The 19,009-nt window shown below is 70.3% G+C and carries 18 protein-coding genes and 3 pseudogenes; 6 read left to right on the top strand and 15 right to left on the bottom strand.

The window, feature by feature from the left end; genetic code table 11:
* Positions 1-2: 2 nt before the first annotated feature.
* Positions 3-458 carry a transposase gene (locus AV521_RS52560; protein WP_107480815.1) on the bottom strand — a complete coding sequence of 152 codons (456 nt, stop codon included), beginning with the start codon at positions 456-458 and terminating at the stop codon, positions 3-5.
* A 131-nt stretch (positions 459-589) separates the two neighbouring features.
* Here AV521_RS52560 and AV521_RS04805 point away from each other — a divergent pair, with 131 nt between their 5' ends.
* Positions 590-1,255, top strand: a complete 666-nt coding sequence (locus AV521_RS04805; RefSeq protein WP_076083875.1) for a nitroreductase — start codon at positions 590-592, stop codon at positions 1,253-1,255.
* Between the two features lie 50 nt (positions 1,256-1,305).
* Here the strand turns inward: AV521_RS04805 and AV521_RS04795 are convergent.
* Positions 1,306-1,903, bottom strand: a pseudogene (locus tag AV521_RS04795) (transposase); the annotation flags it as partial.
* A 237-nt stretch (positions 1,904-2,140) separates the two neighbouring features.
* Between AV521_RS04795 and AV521_RS50470 the strand changes: the two are divergent.
* Both AV521_RS50470 and AV521_RS04780 read left to right on the top strand, forming a co-directional pair.
* The gene (locus tag AV521_RS50470) at positions 2,141-2,476 is read left to right on the top strand and encodes a helix-turn-helix domain-containing protein (protein ID WP_076083869.1); all 336 of its coding nucleotides are present in this window, start codon (positions 2,141-2,143) and stop codon (positions 2,474-2,476) included.
* Between the two features lie 483 nt (positions 2,477-2,959).
* Complete coding sequence (locus AV521_RS04780; protein WP_371916998.1) at positions 2,960-3,601, top strand: transposase; 642 nt, start codon at positions 2,960-2,962, stop codon at positions 3,599-3,601.
* A gap of 105 nt (positions 3,602-3,706) precedes the next feature.
* Here AV521_RS04780 and AV521_RS04775 read toward each other — a convergent pair whose 3' ends face one another.
* From AV521_RS04775 to AV521_RS04755, 5 genes and pseudogenes are all read right to left on the bottom strand, one after another.
* On the bottom strand, positions 3,707-5,611 hold the full coding sequence (locus AV521_RS04775) for a TniQ family protein (RefSeq protein ID WP_076083866.1): 1,905 nt from the start codon (positions 5,609-5,611) through the stop codon (positions 3,707-3,709).
* Positions 5,611-5,910 (bottom strand): hypothetical protein, encoded by a 300-nt coding sequence (locus AV521_RS04770; RefSeq protein ID WP_076083863.1) that lies wholly within the window; start codon positions 5,908-5,910, stop codon positions 5,611-5,613. The genes AV521_RS04775 and AV521_RS04770 overlap by 1 nt, the downstream gene beginning before the upstream one ends.
* A gap of 14 nt (positions 5,911-5,924) precedes the next feature.
* Positions 5,925-6,185, bottom strand: coding sequence for a hypothetical protein (locus AV521_RS04765; protein WP_076083860.1), 261 nt, complete (start codon positions 6,183-6,185; stop codon positions 5,925-5,927).
* A 106-nt stretch (positions 6,186-6,291) separates the two neighbouring features.
* A pseudogene (locus AV521_RS04760) lies at positions 6,292-6,756 on the bottom strand (PEP/pyruvate-binding domain-containing protein); the annotation flags it as partial.
* Between the two features lie 67 nt (positions 6,757-6,823).
* Positions 6,824-7,726 carry a universal stress protein gene (locus AV521_RS04755; RefSeq protein WP_076083857.1) on the bottom strand — a complete coding sequence of 301 codons (903 nt, stop codon included), beginning with the start codon at positions 7,724-7,726 and terminating at the stop codon, positions 6,824-6,826.
* Between the two features lie 323 nt (positions 7,727-8,049).
* On the opposite strand from AV521_RS04755, the gene AV521_RS04750 reads away from it, so the two are divergent.
* The gene (locus AV521_RS04750) at positions 8,050-8,601 is read left to right on the top strand and encodes a universal stress protein (RefSeq protein ID WP_079249146.1); all 552 of its coding nucleotides are present in this window, start codon (positions 8,050-8,052) and stop codon (positions 8,599-8,601) included.
* A 42-nt stretch (positions 8,602-8,643) separates the two neighbouring features.
* On the opposite strand, the pseudogene AV521_RS04745 reads toward AV521_RS04750, so the two are convergent.
* The 3 genes and pseudogenes from AV521_RS04745 to AV521_RS46390 all read right to left on the bottom strand — a co-directional run.
* Positions 8,644-9,132: pseudogene (locus tag AV521_RS04745) on the bottom strand (flavodoxin domain-containing protein); the annotation flags it as partial.
* A 16-nt stretch (positions 9,133-9,148) separates the two neighbouring features.
* Positions 9,149-9,880 (bottom strand): CBS domain-containing protein, encoded by a 732-nt coding sequence (locus AV521_RS04740; protein WP_076083854.1) that lies wholly within the window; start codon positions 9,878-9,880, stop codon positions 9,149-9,151.
* Positions 9,881-9,901: 21 nt separating this feature from the next.
* Positions 9,902-12,595: a bifunctional GNAT family N-acetyltransferase/acetate--CoA ligase family protein gene (locus AV521_RS46390; protein ID WP_079249124.1), complete on the bottom strand. Its 2,694-nt coding sequence runs from the start codon at positions 12,593-12,595 to the stop codon at positions 9,902-9,904.
* A 319-nt stretch (positions 12,596-12,914) separates the two neighbouring features.
* On the opposite strand from AV521_RS46390, the gene AV521_RS04720 reads away from it, so the two are divergent.
* Complete coding sequence (locus tag AV521_RS04720; protein WP_076083849.1) at positions 12,915-13,190, top strand: DUF5808 domain-containing protein; 276 nt, start codon at positions 12,915-12,917, stop codon at positions 13,188-13,190.
* 135 nt (positions 13,191-13,325) lie between these two features.
* Here the strand turns inward: AV521_RS04720 and gap are convergent, their stop codons facing one another.
* Positions 13,326-14,339, bottom strand: coding sequence for a type I glyceraldehyde-3-phosphate dehydrogenase (gene gap / locus AV521_RS04715; protein WP_076083846.1), 1,014 nt, complete (start codon positions 14,337-14,339; stop codon positions 13,326-13,328).
* A 196-nt stretch (positions 14,340-14,535) separates the two neighbouring features.
* On the opposite strand from gap, the gene AV521_RS04710 reads away from it, so the two are divergent.
* Positions 14,536-15,195: a polyphosphate kinase 2 gene (locus tag AV521_RS04710; protein WP_076083843.1), complete on the top strand. Its 660-nt coding sequence runs from the start codon at positions 14,536-14,538 to the stop codon at positions 15,193-15,195.
* Between the two features lie 14 nt (positions 15,196-15,209).
* On the opposite strand, the gene AV521_RS04705 is transcribed toward AV521_RS04710, so the two are convergent.
* The 4 genes from AV521_RS04705 to AV521_RS04690 form a co-directional block, all read right to left on the bottom strand.
* Positions 15,210-16,079 carry a universal stress protein gene (locus AV521_RS04705; RefSeq protein ID WP_076083840.1) on the bottom strand — a complete coding sequence of 290 codons (870 nt, stop codon included), beginning with the start codon at positions 16,077-16,079 and terminating at the stop codon, positions 15,210-15,212.
* Positions 16,080-16,084: 5 nt separating this feature from the next.
* A complete protein-coding gene (gene adhP / locus AV521_RS04700) occupies positions 16,085-17,107 on the bottom strand; it encodes an alcohol dehydrogenase AdhP (RefSeq protein WP_076083837.1) in 1,023 nt (340 codons plus the stop codon).
* A 28-nt stretch (positions 17,108-17,135) separates the two neighbouring features.
* A complete protein-coding gene (locus AV521_RS04695; RefSeq protein WP_076084691.1) occupies positions 17,136-18,041 on the bottom strand; it encodes a universal stress protein in 906 nt (301 codons plus the stop codon).
* A gap of 162 nt (positions 18,042-18,203) precedes the next feature.
* On the bottom strand, positions 18,204-18,836 hold the full coding sequence (locus AV521_RS04690; RefSeq protein WP_076083834.1) for a DoxX family membrane protein: 633 nt from the start codon (positions 18,834-18,836) through the stop codon (positions 18,204-18,206).
* Positions 18,837-19,009: the final 173 nt, after the last annotated feature.

Raw genomic sequence — 19,009 nt, 5'->3', positions numbered from 1 at the left:
CGTCAGCCCGCCTCCCCCTTGTCGTCGACGGTCTCAGCGTCCACCGCCTCGTCCTCCGAGCCGGTCCCACCTGACGAGGAGGCCGAGGTGGTTCCTGCCGACGTGCCGCGCTCCGCGCCAGACCTCTCGTACAGCGCCGCACCGACCTTCTGCGCCGCCTCGGCTGCACGCTCCATGGCCTGCCGGATCGCGGCTGTGTTGTCGCCTTCGGCGGACTCGCCCTTGAGCTTCTCCTCCAGGTCGGCCAGCGCCGTCTCGGTCTCGCCCTTGGCGTCAGCCGGGATCTTCTCGGGGTTCTCCTGGATGAGCTGCCGCTCAGGCCGATCACGCCACCGCATGCCCGTGCGTATCCGGTAGAGCACCCCGTTCACGACCTGGCGGTGGTCCCGCCACCTGCCGCAACGCCCGTTGCTCACCGGTAGAAGCGGCTCCAGCCGCTCCCGCTGAGCATCCGTCAAGTCACCTCTGTCTCCCCGTCAGTCCCACCAAGACTGGATTGATCGCCGGGACGTAGTCCAGCCCCCAGCGATGCTCGTTGCTGACCTCTGAATACGGTGGAGGAGCCGGTTGAATGAGAGGACGCGAAAACGTGGACGTGTATGAGGCCGTGGACAGTCGCCGGGCCGTGCGGGCGTTCAGCGATGAGCCGGTGCCCAAGGAGGTACTCGAACGAGTGCTGACCGCAGCGACACGGGCTCCGTCCAGTGGGAACCTCCAGCCGTGGCATGTATACGTCGTGACCGGCGAACCCTTGGCCGAACTGAAGAGGCGCGCGACCGCCAGGGCACTGGCAGGCGACCCGGGTGATGAGCGGGAGTATCCGATGTACCCGGACGAACTGACCTCGCCGTATCTGGACCGCTTTTCCGCCGCGGCCGCCCAGCGGTACGAAGCGCTGGGGATCGAGCGCGACGACCCCGACCGGCCCAAGAAGATCGCCGCACTGAACTCGGAGGCGTTCGGGGCGCCGGTCGTCCTGTTCTGCTACCTCGACCGGACGATGGGGCCCGGCCAGTGGGCGGATGCCGGAATGTACTTGCAGACCGTCATGCTGCTGCTGCGAGCGGAAGGACTGCACAGCTGCCCCCAGGTGATGTGGACCATGTACCGCAAGACCGTCAGCCGAACAGTCGGAGCCGACGACGGGCTCGTGCTGTTCTGCGGCATCTCAGTGGGATTTGAGAAGGAGGGCGCGCCAAGGCTGCGTACCGGGCGGGCGGACATGTCGGAAACGGTGAGCTTCATCAGCCTGTGACCGCTGACGGCCGAGATCGGCAGGACAGGCCCTATGACTGGGATGAACTACGGACTGTCGGCAGCCTGCTCGGCCGGCAAAGGAGCCCCATCGGCCGGCAGCGCCGGTCGGCGGCCAGGTGGATGTTGCTCGTCAGCCCGCCGCGGGACCGCCCGAGCAGGGCGGCCTTCAGCCGGGCCCGCCGTCGCAAGCGGATGCGTCGGCGCTCGGCGCGGACCGGATCGCTTTCGCCGTCCTACCCGCTTTGTTCCCCGGACGCTCACCTTTTTGCGTGGCGGCCTCCTCGAGCGCCGCAAGGGTCTGTTCGCTGACCCGTATCCCGGACGCGCCGTGATGAGCGCGTGCCGTGGTGGAGTCCACGCTGACCAGAGACATGTCGATCTCGTCCCTGCGGGCGGCCTCGGCGATCGCCTCCTCCACCGGGGCCTGGAAGACGCCCGCGTCCCGCCATCGCATGAAGCGGTTGTAGACCGCCTGCCAGGCGCCGAACCACTCGGGCATCTCCCGCCACTGGCCGCTGGTACCGAGCCGCCAGATCACCCCCTCGAACTGTTCACGCACCCGCTCGGGGTGCAGGCCGAACCTGCCGACCCGCTGGAACGGTCCGATGAACTCCCGCCCTTCGTCGGCGAGTTGCGCACACGTCACACCACAGTCCCACCGGACCGGCCCCCACCCCGGGCTTGACCACAACTGCGATGGCGAAGCCGGTACGCGCCCGTCGGCTGACGGACGACGAGGGACGCGCTCTGCTGCGGATGTGCGGCGGATCCGACACGGCACGATGACGGTCCGCCGTGCAATGATGATCATTGCGTCGGCATCCGGCAGCACCGACGAGGCGATCGCCGCCCTGTCTCCACCGATCCCGACACCGTCCGCGATGTGATCCACGCGTTCAACGAGCGCGGCCTTGACTGCCTGGACCCGAAGTGGGCCGGGGGCCGCCCGCGCCGGATCACCGCGGACGACGAGGCGTACATCGTCGACGTCGCCCAGGAGCGGCCCAAGAAGTTGGGCAGGCCGTTCACCCACTGGAGCCTGCGCAAGCTCGCCGACTACCTCAGCCACCCGCCGGCCGGGGTACGCCGGGTGGTCATCGGCCGCGAACGGCTGCGGGTGCTGCTGCACCGCCACCCCATGACCTTCCAGCGCACCCGCACATGGAAGGAGACCAAGGATCCGGACGCCGAAGCCAACCTGAACCGCATCGAGGAGTGACCCGCCGCTTCGCCGACCGGCGCTTTCGCCTTCGACCAGTTCGGGCCGCTGTCGATCACGCCCTGCCACGGCACCTGCTGGGCTCGGCGCAAGCACCCCGACCGGCTGCCGGCCATCTACCACCGCACCCGGGCATCCGCTACTTCCAGGCTGCTACAGCCTCGGCGACGACCGCCTGTGGGGTGTGAGCCGCACCCGCAAGGGCTCACACCCTCGCCGCCCGCCTCGACGGCGCCCCCATCTACGTCATCCTCGACAACTGGTCCGGCAACAAGACCCAGACCATCAGCACCTGGGACGCCCGGCACAAGATGGAACCGTGCTTCACCCCGACCCAGACAGCCTGGGCCAACCCCGTCGAGCCGCACTTCGGGCCGCTGCGCGGTTTCGTCCTCGGCAACAGCGACCCGCCCAACCACCCCGCCCTCGCCCACGACCCGCACGCCTACCTGCGCCGGCACCCGTGCAGCAGCGGACTTCGGGGTGTCCACGGAGACGGTGCGCAAGTGGCGCTCGCGGTTCGTGGCCCGGCGGGTGGCGGGCCTGGTGGACGCGCCGCGGCCGGGCCGGCGCAAGCCGGAGCTGGTGCTCTCCGAGGCCGAGCGCGCGGAGCTGACGCGCTGGGCGCGGCGGGCGAAGACCGCGCAGTTCCTTGCACTGCGGGCGAGGATCGTGCTGCGGTGCGCGGACGTCGCCGACGGCAGCGTCATATCGGAACTGCACCGCCGCCACCGGGCCATCGAGTTCAAGAAGTTCCTGGTCACGATCGACAAGGCCGTGCCCGCCGGCCTCGACGTCCACCTGGTCTGTGACAATTACGCCACCCACAACACCGCCGAGATCAAGACATGGCTCGGCAAACACCCACGCTTCCACGTCCACTTCACCCCCACCGGCTCATCCTGGATGAACCAGGTCGAGCGGTGGTCCGGCCTCATGACGGACAAGCTCATCCGCCGCGGGGTGCACACCTCCGTGAAGGCCCTGGAGCAGGACATCAGGGCCTGGATCCACGGATGGAACGAGAACCCCAGGCCCTTCACCTGGACCAAGACCGCCGACGAGATCCTCAACTCCCTCGCCGACCACCTCACCAAAATCAACCCGCCGACCAGTGAAACCTGAAAGGGACTTAGCCTCGTCATTTCTGGCGCATCGCACCAGGTTCATGGTCATGACGAATGCGCCGATGATCGATCTTCTTCGCGCATGGCAGCGAGGTGCTGATGTTCAACTCCCGGGGCCAGTAGGCGGCGTAGGTACATCGCACCGCGCGGCAAGGCGGGCGGCGTATGCGTCGAGCCGGCGGCGGAGTTCGAGGCGTCCGCCCTTCTGGTGGGCTGGGGTGAGGAACTGGGCGACGTTGTCGAGCAGCCTCGTTCTGTCCTGGCGGGTGAGGCTGGGGGTGGAGAGGAGCGGGCAGTTGAGGTGTTCGGCCTGGGTGACCTCGGTCCAGACGAGAACCGTAGCGAGTGCCGGGTCCTGCCGGGCTGCCAGGCGGCCGAGCTTGGCGATGCCGGAGCACACGTCCGTCCAGTCCCGAAGCGGCATCTGCCAGGTGGCCATGGCGCGGCGCCGTCGTGCGTAGTTGACGCGCCGAGGGTTGTTGTCGAGTTCGGCGGCAATCCGTTCGACGCTGGCTTCGAACTCCTCCCACAGGTCGCTGGTCGGCATCTGCCGGTTGAGGACGAAGAGAGTCCGCTCGGCGCTGCCTCGCGGTATGCCCAGCATCTCGGCGGATTCGGCCCAGGTGCCGCCGGCGGTCATCTCGACGAGCTTCAGGGAGGCCGCGCGCCGCAGGTGGCGCATGGTCCAGGCGGTTGTGCACGTCATGCGGTCGGTGATCCCCGGGAAGTGGGCCGCGAACCATGCCTGTGGCAGCAGCGGCGGGACTTCCTCAGTGCTGAAGCGGCAGTTGCGCGAGGGGATGCGCAGGTGGCCCGGCCCTCGGCTGCTGCCCCCGGCGTGGAAGACCTGGCGCCGCCGGACCAGGGCGCGGGCCATGAACGCGGATACGTCGGCATTCCGAAGCGCCTGGTAGGCACGCGTCGGGGCGCGCTCGCAGGCGGCCTGCACCAAGGGTTGGACACGTTCGCGCAGTGCTGCAGGCTCTCGATCGCCAAGAAGGGCATCGGCTGCCAGCAGGAGGGCGCCGCGCTGGGCGGGGTCGTCAGGAGCCGACCGATCCGGGATCCGCAAGTACCGTCCTGGCGCAGTGGCCTGCGGGCCGTCCAGGATCGCGGCGATCGGTGCTGCGTGAGAATCCACCAGGGCGGCTATGGCGTCCGAAGGAGCGAGATCGGCACCAACGGGCCAGCTGAGCTTGATCAACTGGCCGGCGAGGATGAGATCGGGGAACAGGCCGCCGGGCTGGCTGTCGGCCGACTCGGCGGCCACCGGAGCGAGTTGGTGGTCCAGGCGTTCTTGCAAGGCGACCAAGCGATCCGGGTCCTCCAGGCAGAGCGCGCTCCCGGGCTTGGGGACCTCGTCCAGCCGTGCCCCGCATGCGCCCTTGCGGCCGGAGCGGGGACCGGACGGTCGGCTGTCCCGTTGTGGGTTGCGGCACTGCAAGGGGTGGAGGTCGTCGAAAAGTGGCTGCCTGATCAAGTTCCCCCGGTTCCCGAGGGACCCGCCGAGTCCGTTCCCGCAAGCCGGGCACGTGTACTCCAGCAGACGGCGACGGACGGTGCAGGCGAAGACCACGGGCAGGTGCCAGCGCAGCTTCCAGGGGCCGCCGAGGGTGGCCTGGATCGGGCTTCCGTCACCGGTCAGGCACTTCGGGCAGTACCGGCTGCCGTGGTTGAAGGCCCAGATGTCCTGTTGGGTGGCCGTGTTGGCGGCAGATCGGGCGCCGATCTTCGTCAGCGCCGGGCAGGCGCCCGCATAGCCGCGGAGGGTGAGGGCGTCGACCTCCGCCCGGGACAGCCTGGCGGCAGAGGCGAACACGGTGGCGACGTCGTCGGGCACCGTGATCAGGTAGTGGGCCGGCAGGCGGCGTTCGTACGAGCTCAGGCCGCACAACGCGGCGATCCGGCCTGGCGAGCGGCCCAGCCGGTGGGCGACCCGAAGGAGGTAGCCGGGCAGCGATTCCTCCGGCAGCGGCGCGAGGCTGCGGGCAAGCGGCGGCAGGGCCATCACGCCCCTCCGGCGATGCCGGCGGCCGGGCCGTCGTCGTCGAAGACGGTGTTGCGGCCCGGCCGCTTCTTCCTCGCGGCGGGCACCTCCGGGATCTCCGGCTGTTCGCCGGAGGCGGCGTCCAGGTCGGGCAGGCCGGTGGGGCTGACCGTGCATCGCTGCAGAAGATCGACCGTCAGATGTTCGGCCCTGATCTCGATGGCATGGCGGCAGCCGGTCTGGATCAGCTTCTCCAGAAGGCCGACCACACCGTTGGTGCGACGGAACAGGTGCTCGGGCATGCCGCCCGCAGTGAGCATGCCCTCGGTGTCCTTCAGCAGCCGCAGGGAGCTTCCAGACCCCTGAGGTGGGCGGTCCAGACGGCGATCTGCTTGGGCGTGTCGTAGCTGAACGGATCGAGGCCGATCAGTTCGAAGCGGCGTTCGCGCTGGGTGGCGGCGTGGGCGTTGGGGCTGCGGCTGCGGTCCTTGACCGGCGGGAAGACCCACTGCTTGGTGACCGGGTCACGCCGGCCGTCCCGCAGTAGACCAGAGGTGGGGATCCCGACACCGACCAGGATCAGGGTGACCGGCATGCTCATCATCTCGCGGATCAGGTCCAGCACGTCCTGGTCCGCCTCGCGGTGGAGCTTGAGCCTCGTAATGTCGTCGATCACCAGCGCATTGGTGGCGTGATCGGCGATCGCGGTCGTCGCGCGTCCCGTGCTGCGCCTTGTGCGCGGCGATGGCCTGTTCGAACAGGTCACCGTCCACGCCCATCACCGTACGTCCGAACATCTGCACGAGCCGCCGGTAGGAGTCCCAGGCAAACCGCTCCTGTCCGGATGCCTTGGCAAGGCCGGCGACGAACTCGTCGTTGAGGCCGATGTCAAGGATGGTCTCCATCATGCCGGGCATCGAGAAGCGGGCACCGGAGCGTACGGAGACCAGGAGTGGGTCGTCGGGCGCCCCGAGGGTGCGGCCCATGGCCCGTTCCAGGCCGGCCAGGGCGCGGGCCTCCTCGATGCCGAGTTCGGACGGCTCCTCGCCCGTGGCGAGATAGACCTTGCAGGCTTCGGTGGTGACAGTGAAGCCCGGCGGCACGGGCAGTCCGAGACGGGTCATCTCGGCCAGGCCGGCTCCCTTGCCGCCGAGCAGGCCGGCCATCTTCCGGCTGCCCTCGGCGAATGCGTACGCATACGTTGTCGGGGTGCTCGTCGCGCTCTCCGGTCTCTCACTCGTGGGGCACGACGGCCAGCGGGCAGCCGACGTGGTGGACGGCGGCATGGGTGACGGGGCCGATGCGCGGAAGCGTCGGCCGCTCGGACAGGCGGCGGCCGACGACGAGGAGGCTCGCCGCGGAGCCGGCCCGGACCAGCGCGGTGGAGGCCTTGCCCTCCACAACGGCCTCCAGGACCTCGATCTCGGGGTACTTGTCCCGCCACACCTTCAGCACAGCGGACAGGAACCCCTGCCACTCCTCCGCCCGCGCGGGATCGTTGACCAGAGCGATGTCTCCGGGGCCGAGGCTGATCGCGGAAGGCGGCTGCCAGGCGTACACGACACGCAGCCGGGCCTGCCGCAACTTGGCTTCCTCGAACGCGAACTCGATCACCTCGTCGCACGCGTCGGCGAGGTCGATACCGAGCACCACATCGAGGTAGCCGGTCCGGCTGGACGGGCTACCGTCGTCCGCCGGGAAGTGCTCGTCCTCGGCCTCCTCGCCCGTCCGTACGAGGACCACGGGACGGGTGGCCTTCGCGACAACCCCCTGGGCGACGGAGCCGACCAGAACTCCGGTGAAGCCGCTCAGACCGCGCGAGCCCAGGACCAGCAGTTCGGCCTCTTCGGCGGCCTTCAGCAAGGCTGCGGTCGCCGGGCCCTCGACCTGCTCGTCGGTGAGGTGCACGCCGGGGACGGCGCCGCGGATGCGCTCCTCCGCCTGCCTCAGGACGCGGCGCGCCAGATGCCGCTGCGCGGCGTTCGCGGGCTCCCCTTCCGTCTGGCGGGGATGCCAGTTCCAGGCGTGGACCAGTCGCAGCGGTCGGTCACGACGCACGGCCTGGCGGGCGGCCCACTCCGCTGCGGCGAGGCTCTCAGCCGATCCATCTATTCCGGCCACGACGGGCGACAACATGGCGCGCACCTCCTGCGCTTGGTCTGCTTGGTACGGCCAGCGTCTTCCTGAGGTGACTCAGCCGGGTATGGGCCGCAAGGGCTCTGCCAGGTCCATTCGGCCCCCTGCGCCGGTCCTGGGGCGGTCGGCACGGTAGGAGGCCTGAGAGCCGGTCAGCCGTGTGCCAGGAGGCGATCGTCGTGAGCCGAGCCATCATTGCCTGCATCAACCGGACACGCGGTAGTCAGGCGGCCGTGGAGTGGGCAGCGCACGAGGCGTCGCTGCGCGACCTGGCGCTCCAGGTGCGGTACGGGACACCGCCGGACGACCTGAGTACCGCGGCGATGGTCGTGCTCGACCTGCCCACTACGGAGGACGACACCACGGGCCTGGCAGCGCCCCCGGCCGCACTCGCGCTTGCGGCCGCCTCCGCCTGCCCAGTGGTAGCCGTACCGGACCCTCTCATCCCCGTCGCGGCTCCGGCATACCGCACCTCACAGCTCACCCTCGGGATTGACGCCCGTCACCCGGCGGAGCGGGCCGTCGGCTTCGCCTTCGCCGCCGCTCAGGTCCGAGGTGTACGGCTGCACGCCGTACATGCCTGGAAGCTTCCCTCCTGCGCGACGCCGTTGCCCTTCGGCATTCCCGAGGAAGACCGCGCCACTTGGGAGGACCACGAAATGCAACTGCTGGCCGACGCGCTGCGGCCATGGCAGAAGAAGTACCCACGGGTTGCGGTGCTTGAGGACGTCGTACTACTCAGCCCCTTCGATGCCTTGGTCCACCATGCCGAGCGCGCCACACTCCTGGTCGTGGGACGCGGCTCCGGCGGGGACCCGGGCCTCGTGCAGGCCTTGTTGCGCGAAGCCCGGTGTCCGGTCGCCATCGTGCCGTGAAACGTGGGCGGACCAGAGCGAGGGAGTGATGACCTGAGTAGGCGTCAGTTCCTCTGCGATCCGCTGCGCCCATGCCTCGATCGCGGGGAAGTCGCGGAAGTCGCCGCCCTTGCCGGTGCGGAGGAGCATCCGTGCCGCTCTGCTCCGCGCGCCCTCTTCCAGGCAGCCGCCGAAGGTGACGTGCTCCCTGACGCCGAGCCGGTCCATGGCGCGCCGCACTCCGGACACGGGCGGGATGTTCTGCTCCGAGTCCAAGGCGTCCAGCGGCCCGCTGCTGAAGAACCACAGTGGGCGTTCGGCAAGTGCGCGGCGGTGGCGGCGGACGAAGCGGCGCGCGTCCTTGTGCCAGCGGCCGGCGTACAGTGCGCCCGCGACGACCACAGCGTCGTACGTCTCGATGTTCGCCACCGATGGTGCTGGCCGTGCCTCGGCCGTCAGCCCCTCCTTGCGCAGGACCTGGGCGACGGCCTCGGCGATCTGCGCGGTCGATCCGTTCGTCGTTCCGTACGCGACCAGGACCTTGCCGGTCATGGCGGTCCGCCTCCCCTCACAACCTGCGCAGCCAGTCGTCGGCCACGCCGTGCAGGGCCTGCTCGCTCGGCTGGACATGGCTGTCGTCCAGGCGGTAGGTGAGGTTGTCGACCACCGCGACCACGCCGTCGACCTGCTTGGTCATGGAGACGGCGATCTCTGTCTCACTCTTGCGCTCCATCTGGCCCGCGAGCGTGACCACACCCTCCACCACGGAGACGTCGACACTCCGCGGAGGCAGCCACAGCGCGCGGACGAGGACTTCCTCGACCACCTCGTCGCGGATCTCCGGGTCCGGCCGAAGGAAGACCTGAAGCAGGTCCCGGCGGGTGACGATGCCGACGAGCCGGTCCTCCTCGTCCACGACAGGCAGACGCTCCACGCGCCGCTGGGCCATGGTCCGCGCGGCCTCGACGATGGTGTCCTCGGCGCGCACGGTGACGGGCGGTTCGGTCATCAGCTGGCCAGCGGTGCGGGCCGCGGCCTTGGCGGCCCTCCGCCTGCCGTCGCGTGTCAACGCCGCTATGTGCGAGCGGTGCTTCAACTCGTACGGGTCGGGCGTTTCGGCCTGGCGGGTCATCAGGTCGGTCTCGGAGAGGACGCCGATGACCTTCTCGTCCTCATCGACCACCGGCAGTCCGCTGATCCTGTGGTGGGCGAGTAGCCGTGCCACTTCCTTGAAGGGGGTGCCGTACGAGGCGCGGACGACGTCCGTGGTCATCACGGAGCCGACCTTGTTGTGCTTCATTTCTGGTTCCTCCTCGGTGACTCAGCGGAGTCGGCGCAGATAGGGGTCCTGGGGCGTGCGCGGCACGAGCCGCACCCGCGCGTCGAGCACGGAGACGTCGGCCGCGGTCGCGAGCACGGGGTTGAAGTCGACTTCGGCGAGCTGGGGCAGGTCGGCCGCCATGCGGGACAGGCGCAGGAGCAACTGCTCTAGGCCTTCGAGATCGGCGGGCCCGTTGCCGCGGGCGCCGAACAGCAGCGGGGCGCAGCGCGGCGCGGTGATCAGGTCGTGGACATCGTGGTCGGTGAGCGGGGCAAGTCGTGCGGCGTGATCGCCGAGGACCTCGGTCGCGGTGCCGCCGAGCCCGAACAGTACGAGTGGGCCGAAGACCTCGTCCTGGACGACGCCTGCGAACAGTTCGGTGCCGCGCGCGGCGAGCGGCTGCACGACCACACCAGTGAGCAGTCCCGCGAACCGGGTCTCGAAGTCCCGGAAGGCGGCACGGACTTGGGCATCGCCCTGGAGGTCGAGATGCACGGCCTGCTGCTCGCTCTTGTGGACCAGTCCCGGCCAGTGGGCCTTCATCACCACCCGGTCGTCCGGACCGCGCAGCCGCTGGGCCGCGAGGACGGCCTCGTCCTCGGTCTCCGCCCACGCCCACGGAATCTGTGGGATGCCGTAGCAGGTCAGCAGGTCGGCGCAGGTGCGTGCGTCGAGCCAGCCACCGTCCGGATGCGTGGCCAGGAAGGTTTCGGTGACCTCCTGGGCATGGGCGGTGTCGATGCCGTCGAGTTCCGGGACCGTGCCCACGGGCCGGGCGAGCCAGGCCGCGCGGCGTGCGGCGTGGGCTACTGCCCGTGCCGCCGCCTGGGGTTCGGCATAGGAGGGGATCGTGCCGCCGTCGGCGGCGGGCAGCAGCTTGACCGGCAGGTCCTGTTCGAGACGTACCGCGGCAATCGGCTTGGCCCGGTGCGCGGGGGCGTCGGTGAGTGCCCGGATGAGGTCGTCACCGGTCGCGGCGGCGACCGCCGTGGGGACGAGGGCCACCAGGACGGCGTCGATGCCCGGGTGGTGCGTGAGCCGGTCCAGGCAGTCCGCGAGCTGGTCCTCGGTGACGGCGGCGGTGGCGTCGACAGGGTTGCCGACCGCGGCGCCCTGCGGGAGCACGGCGTGCAGGTCGTCGATCACGTCCGGGGGGAGCGGCGGCAGGGCGAGTCCCGCCTCTGTGCAGGCGTCGGCGGCGAGGACCCCGGCACCGCCCGCATTCGTGACGATCGCGACACGGGTGCCCCCCAGGAGCGGCTGGGAGTGCATCAGGGCGGCGGTTTCCAGGAGTTCGCCGACCGAGCGGGTGGCGGTGATGCCGGCCTGGGTGAACAGTGCCTGCCGGGTCATGGTGCGGGTGGCGGCCGCCGCGGTGTGGGAGGCGGCGGCCCGGCGGCCCGCCTCGGTACGGCCTGCGTCAACGGTCAGCACCGGCATACGGCGGGTGACGCGGCGCGCGGTGCGGGAGAACGCGCGCGGGCTGCCGAAGGACTCCAGGTGCAGCAACGCCAGTTCGGTGCGGTCGTCGCTCTCCCACCACTGGAGCATGTCGTTGCCGCTGACGTCGTACTTGTCGCCGAGCGACGCAAACGATGAGACGCCGATGCCGAGCCGGGACAGCCCGTCGAGCAGCGCGATGCCGACCCCGCCGGACTGCACGGCGACGCCCGCGGTGCCGGGGAGCGGGTGGTCGGCGGCAAAGGTGGCGTCAAGACGCAGATCGGGGTCGGTGTTGGAGATGCCGAGGCAGTTGGGTCCCACCAGGCGCATGCCGTAGGTGCGGCACGCGGCCAGCAGCGTGTGTGCCTGGTCGGCATCGAGGCCGGCGGTGACGACGAGCAGCGCCCGGACGCCGGCCTTGCCGCACTCCTCGGCGGTGGCCGGGACCGCCACCGCGGGGACGGCCACGACCACCAGGTCGGGAGTCTTCGGCAGCGCGCTCACGGACGGGTACGACGGCACGCCGAGGATGTGGTTGACACTCGGGTTCACGGCGAACAGGCGGCGGGTGTAGCCGCCCGCCTTCAGGTGGTGCAGGATCGCCCGGCCGACCGAGCCGGGTGTGCGTCCGGCACCGACGACGGCGACCACGTTCGGGCGCAGCAGCGACTCAAGGCTGGCCACGTCGGCGGACCGGCCCCGGGCCTCCACGGCGGACAGATAGGCGTCGTCCGCGTCCAGCCGGATCGTGCAGCGCACCTCGGGGCCCTCGAACCGGCGTGCGGTACGCAGGCCGAGGTCGGCGAAGAGCCGGAGGATCTCACGGTTCTCGCTGAGCGCGTCGGCGGTGAAGGTGGTGATGCCTTCGGCCCGGGCCGCGGAGACCAGGTGCTCGACGAGCAGGGTGCCCACTCCCCGGTGGTGCAGCCCGTCGCAGACGGCGATGGAGATCTCGGCTTCGTCCTTCTCCCCCGCCGTGTCGTACTCGGCGAGCCCGATCACCTGACCGTGCGTCTCGGCCAGCAGGGCCCGGTAGCCGGAGTGCGCCGGGACGCAGGCCCGGTCGGCGGCCAGGGCTGCGGACCGCGGGCTCAGCGAGAAGAACCGGAGACGGAGATTCTCCGGGGACATCTCCTCGTAGAGCCCCTGCACCTGGTCGTGGTCGGCCGGGGTCACAGGACGGATGCACACGGTGGTGCCGTCCGCGAGCAGGGCGTGAACCGGGGGGCGGTTGAGCACGGCGTCCGACATCAGGGATCTCCTCCAAGCCTCTCGATGGTTCGAGCATCCGGCGGACGGCAGGGCAGTCCCAGGGGCTGTCCGGGGCTGGGCGTTGGGCCGGTCGGCCCTGAGTTCTCACGTTTCTCGGCCGCGTGTCCGCGAGAGGTGACAGCGGTGGGACAACAAGATCGAGGTCCCGCCACGGCGCCGAGGTGTACGTCTTGCCCAGTGGCGGCGTCCTGCACGTCTGCTGTCGGCGCAGGCGACCAGGAGCACCTGCCAAGCGGGGGCCCGGTTGCGCTGCGCCATGGCCTTGGCCTCGTGCCTGGACGCCGCGTAGCGTCAGACCATGAACAGGCAACTGCAAAGGAACCTGGTGCTCGTTGCCGCCGGCGCGGCCGTCACTGCGGCACTGGCGAAGGAACTGCACAAACCCTCGAAGGCGCGCACCTGGACAGGGCGCATCTTCGGACTCCCGTACGACTTCCGGCGGCCCACACCGGAGAAGATCGCCCGCGAGTTCTGGGATCCCGACAGCGACGCCTTCTTCACGCCCCACACCTTCGGCGTCGGATACGGAGTGAACCTGGCCCGTGTGACCCGGGAGCTACGCCGTTCTCGTTGACCGGGTTTCAGCGACCGCCCACAGCTGCTGGTTGTTGCTCAGCGGCGCCAAGTCCTCAGCCCGGTGCGCGTGCAGGGGGCCGGCGTCCCTGTCCCCACGCTTGAGGCACAGGGACATTGCTCGCTCCCGTGTCCATCAGTCGTCGGCGACCAGCGCGGTGAGGTCCAGTAGCCGGTTGGTGTAGCCCCATTCGTTGTCGTACCAGCCGAAGACCTTGGCGAGGGTGCCGTTGGCCTGGGTGAGCGCGGCGTCGAAGACGCAGGAGGCCGGGTCGCCGATGACGTCGCGGGAGACGATGGGCGCCGTCGAGACCCGCAGGATGCCGTTCAGTGGGCCCCCGGCCGCCGCGGCGAATGCGGCGTTGATCTCGTCCGCCGTGGCCTCGCGGTTCAGCACCACCGTGAGGTCGGTGAGCGAACCGTCCTCCACGGGCACCCGGACGGCGATACCGTCCAGCGCACCGGCCAGCTCCGGCAGTACGAGGCCGACGGCGCGGGCGGCACCGGTGCTCGTAGGGATGATGCTCAGTGCCGCCGAGCGGGCGCGGCGCAGGTCCTTGTGCGGGCCGTCGAGCAGCGACTGGTCGTTGGTGTAGCCGTGGACGGTGGTCAGCAGGCCACGATCGATGCCGAAGTTCTCGTCGAGTACCTTGACCATCGGCGCGAGGCAGTTGGTCGTGCAGGAGGCAGCCGAGATGATCCGATCACGATGCCGGTCGTACGTGTTGTCGTTGACGCCCATCACGATGGTGGCGTCCACGCCCTTGCCGGGCGCCGAGAGCAGCACCGTGTGGGCGCCCGCCTTCAGGTGCAGGGCCGCGGCGTCCCGGTCGCGGAAGCGGCCGGTGGACTCGATGACGATGTCGGCACCGTAGTCGGACCAGTGCAAGGTGGCTGGGTCGCGCTCGGCGGTGACAGCGATGCGCCTGCCGTCGACGGTGATCGAGCTGTCGTCGTGCACGACCTCTCGCCCGATGTGCCCGAACGTCGAGTCGTACTCCAGCAGGTGGGCAAGGGTGGCGGGCGAGGTGATGTCATTGATCGCGACCACCTCGACGTCCTGGGTGCCCGCTTCGGCGCGGTCGAGGGCCGCGCGCAGATAGGTGCGGCCGATACGGCCGAACCCGTTGATGCCGACACGTACGGTCATGGTGGTGAACTCCTTTGCGGTCAGGGATCTCGGACGGCTCGGGGCTGGTGGGCGAACCTGGGACAACGGCGAGGTGGTGGCCTGCGAGATCGCCGAGTGTCCGGAATGCGCGGCTCCTCATCGGAAAGTACGGTTGCGTCCAGGTGTTCGAGCTCGGGTATGGGTGACTCCGCGAGTCGCCGAGCGGGGAGGCAGCATGGCCGGTACAGGCGCGGAGAAGCTGGCACGCAGGACGTACGAGAAGGAACTGCTGTGCCTGCAGACGGTGTTGGTGAAGCTGCAGGAGTGGATGCGCTCCGAAGGTGCTCGACTGGTGGTGGTCTTCGAGGGGCGGGACGCGGCAGGCAAGGGCGGCACCATCCAGCGGGTCACGCAGTACCTCAACCCCCGCATCGCCCGGATCGTGGCGCTGCCCAAGCCCACCGAGCGCGAGCGCACCCAGTGGTACTTCCAGCGGCACGTCGAGCATCTGCCGGCCGCCGGGGAGATCCTGCTGTTCTCGGTGAGCGACACCGAGCAGCAGGAGCGGTTCCGGCGCCGCCTCGACGATCCGCTGCGCCGCTGGAAGCTGTCGCCGATGGACCTGGAGTCGATCACCCGCTGGGAGGCGTACTCCCGGGCCAAGGACGAGATGCTGGTGCACACGGACGTCCGCGAGGCGCCGTGGTACGTCGTGGAGAGCGACGACAAGCACCGGGCCCGGCTGAACATGATCGCCCACCTGCTGAGCACCGTGCCCTACCACGACGTGCCGCCTCCGGTGCTGGAACTTCCGCACCGACCTCCGTCGACCGGCTACGAGCGCCCGCCGCGCGACCTGCAGACCTACGTCCCCGATCACGCGGCGAGCCTCTGAGCCGGTCATGTGGTTCACGCCCGCTGCGGTACGACGGCGACGGGGCAGGCGGAGTGGAGCAGCACCGCGTGGGCGACGCGACCGAGTTGGAGCCCGAAGCTGCTCTCGCGGCGCCGCGCGCCGACGACGAGCAGGTCGGCGCCGTACGAAGCGTCCAGCAGTACCCGGCGGGCGTGGCCCTCGACGGTGCGGCACTGCACCTCGACGCCGGCCGGGACGTCCGGCAAGGCCGCATCCAGTTCCGCCCTGGCCCGTTCCTCGTGCAGCCGGGCGGGTTCGCCGGACAGCAGGGGGTGGTCGGTGCTCTCGTGTGCGGGGCAGCGCCAGGCGCGTACGGCCTCCAGAGGTACGCCTCGGCGTTGCGCCTCCTCGACTGCAAAGCGCACCGCCGCCGAGTCCGCGTCCTTCTCGCCGACGCCGAGGAGGATGCGGCCGGCTCCGGAGCGGACCTGGTTGTCGTGACCGCCGCGCAGCACGATCACCGGGCAGTGCGCGTGGCCGGCCACCGTCATACTGACGGAGCCGAGAAGCGCCTCGGCCATACCGCTGCGGCCGCGCGAGCCCAGGACCATCGCGGAGGCGCTGCGGCTCTCCCGCACCAACGCGTACTCGGGTTCCTCGGGCACCACATCGGTGGTGACCTTCACGTCGGCCTGTCGACGGTGGGCACGTCGCGCGGCTGCGTCGACAATGTCCTCGGCCATGACCTGCTCGGTCGGCTTGTCGAGGTCCTGCGCGAGGGAGACGCCTTCGTACCGCTCCCACAGCGAGGCGTACACCAGCCGCAGCGGCAGTCCCCGCAGGGCGGCCTCGTCGGCCGCCCAGTCGACGGCGCGCAGGCTCGGCTCGGAACCGTCGACGCCGACGACCAGGGGGAGTTCCATCGTGCTCACCTTCCCGCGTCCAGGTCGAAGACGATCCGGGCCTTGATCTCGCCGCGCAGCACCGCGTCGATGGACTCGTTCACGGAGGCGAGCGGGCGGGTCTCGTAGATGACCTTGGTGCGGCCGACGGCGTGGAGCTGGAAGACCTCGGCGAGGTCCTGCCGCGTGCCCACGATCGAGCCGATCACCGAGGTGCCGTTGAGGACGGTGTCGAAGATCGGGACCTGGATCGTGCCGTGCGCGGGCAGCGCCACCGTGACGAGCTTTCCGCCGCGCCGCAGACCGGAGTTGACGGCCTCGAACGCGGCCGGGTTCACCGCGAGTGCGACCGCCGCATGGGCACCGCCGTGCTTCTTCAGCTCCTTGCCGACGTCCTGCTTGCGGGCGTCGATGACGAGGTCGGCGCCGAGCTCGGTGGCAAGTTGCAGCTTGTCGTCGGTGACGTCGACGGCCGCGACGGTGGCTCCGGCGATCTTGGCGTACTGCAGGGCGAGGTGGCCGAGGCCGCCGACGCCGGAGATCGCGACGAGCTGGGTGGGCCGGACGTCGGCGACCTTGAGGGCCTTGTAGGTGGTCACGCCGGCGCAGGTCAGGGGTGCGGCGTCGAACGGGGTGACGCCGTCGGGCACCGGCTGGGCGAAGTCGGCCCAGGCGAGCATCTTCTCGGCGTAGCCGCCATCGCAGCCGTACCCGGTGTTGATCTGCTGCTCGCACAGCGTCTCCCAGCCGGACAGGCAGTGCTCGCACCGCCCGCACGCCCTGCCGAGCCAGGGCACCGCGACGCGCTGCCCGACGGACAGGTGGGTGACGCCCTCGCCGAGCTTCTCGACGACACCGACTCCCTCGTGCCCGGGGACGAAGGGTGGGGTGGGCTTGACGGGCCAGTCGCCGTGCGCGGCGTGGATGTCGGTGTGGCACAGCCCGGAGGCCTCGACACGGATGCGGACCTGGCCGGGGCCGGACTCGGGGTCGGGGCGATCCTCGATGACCAGGGGTTCGCCGAAGGCTCGTACGACCGCTGCCTTCATGATCTGTTCTCTCCTCTGGAGGGGCGCGTCAGTCGTGGGCGACGACGGCGACGGGGGCGGTGGAGTGGTGCAGGACGGCGTGGGTGACGGTGCCGATGTGGGCGCCGACGGAGGCGCGGCGGATGCGCCGGCCCACGACAACCAGGGAGGCCTCGCGGGAGGCGTCGATCAGCAGGAGCGAGGGGCTGCCGTAGTGCGACTGCTCGACGACCTCGACGTCGGGGTACTTCTGCCGCCAGGGGCACAGCACCTCACTCAGGACGACGGCTTCACCCTTCGCCATCTCCCGCTCGACCGCGGGCTCCAGGGCCATGCCGTAGGCGTAGTAGGGCGGCGGGTTCCAGCCGTGCACGACCCGCAGCGGCACCGAGCGGCGCGCGGCGGCCTCGAAGGCGAACCCCAGGAGCGCCTCGTCGGGGCCGGCGAGGTCGAGCCCGAGGACGACGGGACGGAACGCTGTGGCCGCAGAGGGGATGTCTGCCTCGTCCATCTCGTGTTCGTCCGTGGCCTGTTCATCGGCGCGGACCAGGACGACGGGCCGTTCGGTGTGCGCCACGACCGCGCGACCGACCGAGCCGACCAGGAAGCCGCCGATCCCGCCCAGGCCGCGTGAGCCGAGGACGAGCATGTCGGCGTCCCTGGCCACGTTGACCAGGGCTTCGGCGGGCCGTCCGGTGAGCTGCTCGGTGGTCACCTCGACGCCGGGGTGGCGCAGGCGCAGACCCTCGGCGGACTCGCGGGGGATCCTCTCGGTCCAATGCTGGTGCGTCTCGGCACCGAGGAGCGGGGCCTGGGCCATGGGCTCCGGGACCGGCTCCCAGACCTGGACGAGCTTCACCGGCAGTCCGCGCAACATGGCCTCGCGGGCCGCCCATTCCGCGGCGGCGCGGCTCTCGGGAGAGCCGTCGAGACCCACGGTGATGGTGCGGGGCATGTTCTCCACCTCCTGAATCAGAGCCCCGAGGGATCCGATTCCAGCGTCGTGTTCAGGGGTTGTGCGGGGCAGGGGCCGCTGGTCCTCCAGCGGGGACCATGGGCCCCGTGTACGGGTCGGTGAGACGGGCCGCGGCGAGGTCCGTCCCACCGTGGGCGGGGGTCAGCGCAGCCAGGTGTGGTCGCGAACGATCGGCAGCCGCGCCCACAGCCGGCCCAGCCCCCAGGTGGCGCCCGCGCCCGCTGCCGCCACGGCGATCAGCGCGGCGGCGTAGATCACGTGGTAGTCGATGAACGGGTTCGTCGACATGCTCGGCGAGCCGTTCGTCAGGTGCCTGGCAGGCGGCCACTCTGCGATCCACATCAGCGCCATCATCGCCGTGCCCGCCACCGCGGCCGGCCGCAGCGCCACACCGGCCATGACGGCCAGGCCGATGCCGAGCAGGCCCAGCATGAACAGCCAGTCCGCCCAGGTATCGCCGGCCCAGGAGTGGAACGTCGACTTCATCGGCCCGGCGGCGACGGAGCTGAGGAAGCCCTTCGTCGGTGACCCGCCGTCGATCCAGCCCTTGCCGGACGCGGTCGCGTAACCCAGGCCGAAGGTCTTGTCCAGGAACGCCCACAGGAAGACGAACCCGGTCAGCACGCGCAGGGAAGCGAGGGCGTAAGCCTGCGCGGTGTACGTGCCGAGACGTGCAGACGCTGCGGACTCGGAGCCGGAGCCGGTCCGGTGCCAGCGGAAAGCGGCCGACAAGTGGAAACCCGGCCTCCGGTGAGGGTGCTCGTGCACGGCCATGATGGTGATCCCTTCGGGGATGTATGAACCGTCGTCTCCTTGACGTCTCTCACTCTCGTCCGATGCCCCACGTCAAGCCGGATGCCGAAGGGCTCCATCCGTTGGGCTGAACGTCCCTACGTCCAAGGCCCGTTGGGCTGAACGCGGCGAACCCGGGCAGATGGAACGCCGGG

The sequence above is a fragment of the Streptomyces sp. IMTB 2501 genome (genome assembly GCF_001953885.1).
Lineage (GTDB): Bacteria > Actinomycetota > Actinomycetes > Streptomycetales > Streptomycetaceae > Streptomyces.
The sequence above is the reverse complement of the archived record's forward strand: the minus strand, read 5'-3'. Positions and strand labels throughout refer to the sequence as shown.

What these genes read in the sequence shown, in the direction of transcription:
- AV521_RS04690 (WP_076083834.1), bottom strand. Translation starts at nt 18,836, where the DNA reads ATGGCCGTGCACGAGCACCCTCACCGGAGGCCGGGTTTCCACTTGTCG.
- AV521_RS04710 (WP_076083843.1), top strand. Translation starts at nt 14,536, where the DNA reads ATGGCCGGTACAGGCGCGGAGAAGCTGGCACGCAGGACGTACGAGAAG.
- adhP (WP_076083837.1), bottom strand. Translation starts at nt 17,107, where the DNA reads ATGAAGGCAGCGGTCGTACGAGCCTTCGGCGAACCCCTGGTCATCGAG.
- AV521_RS04765 (WP_076083860.1), bottom strand. Translation starts at nt 6,185, where the DNA reads ATGCCGGTCACCCTGATCCTGGTCGGTGTCGGGATCCCCACCTCTGGT.
- AV521_RS04705 (WP_076083840.1), bottom strand. Translation starts at nt 16,079, where the DNA reads ATGGAACTCCCCCTGGTCGTCGGCGTCGACGGTTCCGAGCCGAGCCTG.
- AV521_RS04770 (WP_076083863.1), bottom strand. Translation starts at nt 5,910, where the DNA reads ATGCTCACTGCGGGCGGCATGCCCGAGCACCTGTTCCGTCGCACCAAC.
- AV521_RS04750 (WP_079249146.1), top strand. Translation starts at nt 8,050, where the DNA reads ATGGTCGTGCTCGACCTGCCCACTACGGAGGACGACACCACGGGCCTG.
- AV521_RS46390 (WP_079249124.1), bottom strand. Translation starts at nt 12,595, where the DNA reads ATGTCGGACGCCGTGCTCAACCGCCCCCCGGTTCACGCCCTGCTCGCG.
- AV521_RS04755 (WP_076083857.1), bottom strand. Translation starts at nt 7,726, where the DNA reads ATGTTGTCGCCCGTCGTGGCCGGAATAGATGGATCGGCTGAGAGCCTC.
- AV521_RS04775 (WP_076083866.1), bottom strand. Translation starts at nt 5,611, where the DNA reads ATGGCCCTGCCGCCGCTTGCCCGCAGCCTCGCGCCGCTGCCGGAGGAA.
- AV521_RS04695 (WP_076084691.1), bottom strand. Translation starts at nt 18,041, where the DNA reads ATGCCCCGCACCATCACCGTGGGTCTCGACGGCTCTCCCGAGAGCCGC.
- gap (WP_076083846.1), bottom strand. Translation starts at nt 14,339, where the DNA reads ATGACCGTACGTGTCGGCATCAACGGGTTCGGCCGTATCGGCCGCACC.
- AV521_RS04740 (WP_076083854.1), bottom strand. Translation starts at nt 9,880, where the DNA reads ATGAAGCACAACAAGGTCGGCTCCGTGATGACCACGGACGTCGTCCGC.
- AV521_RS04720 (WP_076083849.1), top strand. Translation starts at nt 12,915, where the DNA reads ATGAACAGGCAACTGCAAAGGAACCTGGTGCTCGTTGCCGCCGGCGCG.